This window comes from Vibrio mimicus CAIM 602 (genome assembly GCF_000338875.1).
In the GTDB taxonomy this organism is placed as follows: domain Bacteria; phylum Pseudomonadota; class Gammaproteobacteria; order Enterobacterales; family Vibrionaceae; genus Vibrio; species Vibrio mimicus.
Map to the genome: position 1 here is coordinate 1 of NZ_AOMO01000054.1, position 4,509 is coordinate 4,509.

Sequence of the window (4,509 nt, forward strand, 5' to 3'; positions counted from 1 at the left end):
ATAACGCCCGCCTAAGGGGCTGGCAACGCATTACCACTAAACTCAAACACAACAGCCGTAACCACCGCGGCTCAATGGGACTGGAAACGCCGCGCGTTGACAGTCCCTCTTGAGGCGTTTGTTAGCTTCGTAGCCTATTGTTTAACAATAATTTTTAACACCTTTTCTTGAAAGGCATTTTAAGCAAAAGCATCACACAAACACACGTCCAACGCCAAAAGCTGTGAAGTTAGCTGCCAAAACTCAAAACGATCAAGGTTAAGTTGGCCACGGTTAAGAGTCCGCGACAAAGAAAGCAAGATCACAGCGATGATGCAGCCTTTTGTGAAACCAAACTTTCCGTGTGGAACATCCAACAACATTGAAGCATCGAAGCTTGATGGTTTTCAGCGACTTTGAAACTGCTGGACTTTCAACGTTTTCTGCCACGTAAATATCCGATTGAAACACAAAGGCTGACCCGTGAACTTTCAATGCATGAAGCTGATTTTTAAGAATATTAAACTCAAGATTTTGATGATTCTTGCTTCAAAGAAGCTAACGCCGCGTTAAGTGGTGAACAACGCGACCACCTAACCTAAACCATTGTGCCGAAAACACTTAAACTGAATAAAACCGAAAATGCCAAGCGTTGTGAATCCGCCTTAAACGCCTTGTTAGGCCTTTTGATTTGTCACTAGGTAACAAAGCTAAATGTAAATTACATAATTTATTAGACCAATTCACAATACAAATATAGTTGCATATTGGTTTGGCCACTACATTTATAAATAGCTCGTTTCGAACTGTATTCACTGACTTTAAGTCATGAACTGACATAACGGTTCAAACACGAGTTTATTCCAACAATAAAAAGGAGTTTCACAAATGGCTTATGCACAATGGGTTAGCTACACAGTAATCGCTGATAACTGCAACCTAACAGTAAAAAATGCTCAACACAGTTGGGGCAAATTCTACAGGTACGACAACAAGGATGATGAACTTTCTCCCGATGATGTCAATGGTCAAGTAGTTGAAATCGGGCAAGAAGGCTTCAATATAGTTAGTTCTTGTGGACGATCCGACTCAGCGTCAGGCACACAAGGTTCATTTGATTTATATGACGGTTCGACAAAAGTTGTTACTTTAGTATGGGACTGTCCGTGGGGCAGCAAATCCAACAGTTGGTCTCAGTGCAATCAAAATAGAAACTATGTTGTTTCCGTTACTGGTGGCTCTATGAACTCTGGAGCGATTGGAGTCCTAACTGTCGAAGTGATCAAAAAACACACGACATAACAAAATAGTAGCACAAGGCGTTGCAGAAAAGAGCAACGCCTTTACATCATTCCTCTCCACCGGATTAACGCTCAATGAAAAGGAGCCTAACGCCCTGTTAAGGGGTGAGCAACGCAATACAGAAGCTGCCACATACCACCTTAAACACTAAAACCAACGCATAGTAAAAATGCCACGCGTTGCGAATCCCTCTTGAACAGTTTGTTATGTTTATTCTGGCATGGAATCGATATATTGCTTTGTTAGTACATCATTGACGATCCAGTTACTTACGAGCTTGATTAATACCTTTAGGTCATTGATGTCCTGAGTCGCCCATTTACGAACATAATGCGTTTCATCATTTCCAAGCCAAGTAGCTCTCTTTGCACAAGCCAATACATTAGCGTCTTTTACAAATGATGTTATACAGTTCATGAGCTGTATTTTCTGAATTGATTCACGCTTATCAGGATTAGTATGAATACAATAGTCTTTAATTAAATGTTCTAAGGCTTTTCTGTAGCCAACACCACAAATTTGGCTCAATCCCAAGCTTTCAGCATGGGTTGCTTGGCTGAATATTTCGACAAATAACGGCGATATTTTCTCTACTTCTTCATGTTGTTCGACAGGCTTTAAACCTGCTGGCACAACTTGCGAAAGACTATAGAAACCATTAATAGTCCCCTCTCTTTCTGATTTCATAGAGTATCGTGCAATGATTAATTTCTTACACCTTTGAGCAGGGCACTGAAGAACCCACTCAAATTCAGTAGCCATCATGTATTTAGAGTCTTGAATCCAGTTCACTAAGCCTGTATCTACAGGCTCTATTTGCGTTCCACATTCTGAGCACGATGATACAAACTCATTGATTTGAACATGCTTATTACCAATATTTACTTGATGTATCATACTTCTCAATTTCCTCGATAAACATAACGCCTTGCTAACGGGCGACAACGCTATTCCACCCAACTTGAAATTTGTGCCCTAAACACTAAAGCTGATTTGTATGAAGGTGACCAAGCGTTAGGAGTCCCTGTTAAGCAATTTGTTATGTGCCTGACTTGGTTGATGATTTTCTATGTTGCCAAATATCTTCTGGAACACAAGCGCCCTCAAGTTCTTCTAAAGTCAACTCGCTGATTCCTTTCATATAGACTCCGCTCCATGAGTCATCCTCATCTACATAAGCGAACACGATATTGAATTTACATTTATCAGTCAAAGTTACTTTACAATGAGTCCAGCGGTCATTTTCAAATATCTGATTTTTTTGTAGTTCTTGTAATTGTACTGAAATCAAATGTAGTACATCGTCAGGATGCTGCTCAAATGGGTACCAAGAGATACTCCCATCAACATCTAACCAATTAAACTTATAGTCTTGAAATGAAGGGAATGATTGGCAATAGAAATATGATTCTAAAGCATCTTCTGGGAAAATAGACCAAATAAGACGCCCAATTTCCCCATATATCTCTTTCGGATTTCCTACAGGCCCATCTTTCATTTATTGTTCTCCGATAAATTGCAATTATCATCAATCACATAACGCCGCGTTAAGGGGTGAGTGCCACCTAAACCAAGTTTCCGCAGACCACTTTCACCACCAAAACTCACCGCAAACCAAAAATGCCACGCGGCATGAATCCCGCTTAAACGCCTTGTTATGCTTAAGCTTCAATGGGTTACGTTTTAATAGAACCAAGATTAACTCGACTTTGATTTACAAACAAAAACCAAAACGTAGAAAACCGAAATGAATCATAGTTTTGACAATCAGGCTCAGAATTTTGGCAAATCTAGTTTGAAGTTTGAAAACCTAGAAATGGATTTCTGATTGAGCCAACCGCCCTAACCTCGCGCTTACCCTAAAATTGATTGAGGCAACTCTCTGAATTTTTAGCGCCCAAGAATGGATGTCCAGAAAATAGCGCCCACAAAAGCCAACTTGCCGACAAACACAAAACCGAGAAGCTGAGGGAACAAAGAAAGCCATAAACCACTGATTTTAATTGATTAAGCATAACGCCCGCCTAAGGGGCTGACAACGCATTACCACTAAACTCAAACACAACAAACGTAACCACCGCGGCTCATTAGGACTGGAAACGCCACGCGTTGACAGTCCCTCTTGAGGCGTTTGTTAGTTTATTTTGTTCAGTTTTGCGAGTTTTTTCTTTTTATCTAGATATCTAGATTCCACATATTTGTTTATATCTGTTCGTGTGTAGTGAATGTCCCCTACTTTTTTGTAAACATCAATCGGTAATGTGATTTTGCCATTTAGCTGCTCCACATCAGACCTTAAAGCATCTACTAGCAAAATTTGAAACATATCCCAATCAGAAACATCACAATATGAAAGATTATCCTTTAAAATCTGGCTTAACTTTTTGTTATTTTCGCTAATTTGATCGGCGTAATTATTCATTGTACTAATTGTACTTTCTATTTCTTCCGAGGTAAGGTTTGCACCTTCTGAGTCCAAACCACTTGATATTTTGTTCGATATGCTAAACATCACTTGATTCGTTGAACAGTAAAAATACAAGGGGCCGTACAAATTATTTATTTGGTCTTCGAGATACTCAATTCTTCCTGTCTTATTTGAATTGAAATGATGATATAAAACGTTTATTACACCGACTATTAATCCACTACCAAAAACTTTGATCCAATCAGACATATCACTCCCAATAAACTAACGCCCGCCTAAGGGGCTGGCAACGCATAACAACCAAACTCAAACACAACAACTGCAACCACCGCGGCTCAATGGGACTGGAAACACCACGCGTTGATAGTCCCTCTTGAGGCGTTTGTTATGAGGCGGATTCACCGTCTGCTCTTGGCGTAATTCCCAATTCTTTCTGTAACCTTTTACTGAGCCCGAGCACAACAAGACGGTAGGACTCAGACAAGTAATACTTCAACTCTTCGTCTAATACACCTGAAGTCTCAGTTTGTTGGATCCACTTCATCCCTCGGTTGGCGAAGTAAGGGGCGGGAATATAACCATCGTGCTCACTCAGATACTCAAAGTTCAAATTCGATGTTTTGAAAGTAAAAACAGGTTGCTGCTCCTTGCCGATACTACCAATAGAAAACACTTTTCCAGCCACTTTCCAAACATGAGAGCCACCCCATTGCACTACGTATGTAGTAGCAGGAAAGGAACGACAAAATTGGTTGAACTCATCGTGATTCATCTTCGTTTTCCTATAGCCTCATAACGCC

The 4,509-nt window shown here is 40.3% G+C and carries 6 protein-coding genes; 1 reads left to right on the top strand and 5 read right to left on the bottom strand.

The genetic code is table 11. The annotated features are described in order from the left end of the window. Positions 1–179: 179 nt before the first annotated feature. Complete coding sequence (locus D908_RS04285; RefSeq protein ID WP_005526351.1) at positions 180–362, bottom strand: DUF645 family protein; 183 nt, start codon at positions 360–362, stop codon at positions 180–182. 505 nt (positions 363–867) lie between these two features. On the opposite strand from D908_RS04285, the gene D908_RS04280 reads away from it, so the two are divergent. After that, complete coding sequence (locus D908_RS04280) at positions 868–1,281, top strand: aegerolysin family protein (RefSeq protein ID WP_005526353.1); 414 nt, start codon at positions 868–870, stop codon at positions 1,279–1,281. Between the two features lie 210 nt (positions 1,282–1,491). On the opposite strand, the gene D908_RS04275 is transcribed toward D908_RS04280, so the two are convergent. From D908_RS04275 to D908_RS04260, 4 genes are all read right to left on the bottom strand, one after another. After that, positions 1,492–2,178 (bottom strand): DUF4145 domain-containing protein, encoded by a 687-nt coding sequence (locus D908_RS04275; protein WP_005526355.1) that lies wholly within the window; start codon positions 2,176–2,178, stop codon positions 1,492–1,494. 142 nt (positions 2,179–2,320) lie between these two features. Next, on the bottom strand, positions 2,321–2,779 hold the full coding sequence (locus D908_RS04270) for a hypothetical protein (RefSeq protein ID WP_005526357.1): 459 nt from the start codon (positions 2,777–2,779) through the stop codon (positions 2,321–2,323). A 636-nt stretch (positions 2,780–3,415) separates the two neighbouring features. Continuing rightward, positions 3,416–3,958 (bottom strand): hypothetical protein, encoded by a 543-nt coding sequence (locus tag D908_RS04265; RefSeq protein WP_005526361.1) that lies wholly within the window; start codon positions 3,956–3,958, stop codon positions 3,416–3,418. Positions 3,959–4,094: 136 nt separating this feature from the next. After that, positions 4,095–4,481, bottom strand: coding sequence for an MmcQ/YjbR family DNA-binding protein (locus D908_RS04260; RefSeq protein ID WP_005526364.1), 387 nt, complete (start codon positions 4,479–4,481; stop codon positions 4,095–4,097). Between the last annotated feature and the right edge of the window lie 28 nt (positions 4,482–4,509).

What these genes read in the sequence shown, in the direction of transcription:
- D908_RS04285 (WP_005526351.1), bottom strand. Translation starts at nt 362, where the DNA reads ATGTTGTTGGATGTTCCACACGGAAAGTTTGGTTTCACAAAAGGCTGC.
- D908_RS04280 (WP_005526353.1), top strand. Translation starts at nt 868, where the DNA reads ATGGCTTATGCACAATGGGTTAGCTACACAGTAATCGCTGATAACTGC.
- D908_RS04275 (WP_005526355.1), bottom strand. Translation starts at nt 2,178, where the DNA reads ATGATACATCAAGTAAATATTGGTAATAAGCATGTTCAAATCAATGAG.
- D908_RS04270 (WP_005526357.1), bottom strand. Translation starts at nt 2,779, where the DNA reads ATGAAAGATGGGCCTGTAGGAAATCCGAAAGAGATATATGGGGAAATT.
- D908_RS04265 (WP_005526361.1), bottom strand. Translation starts at nt 3,958, where the DNA reads ATGTCTGATTGGATCAAAGTTTTTGGTAGTGGATTAATAGTCGGTGTA.
- D908_RS04260 (WP_005526364.1), bottom strand. Translation starts at nt 4,481, where the DNA reads ATGAATCACGATGAGTTCAACCAATTTTGTCGTTCCTTTCCTGCTACT.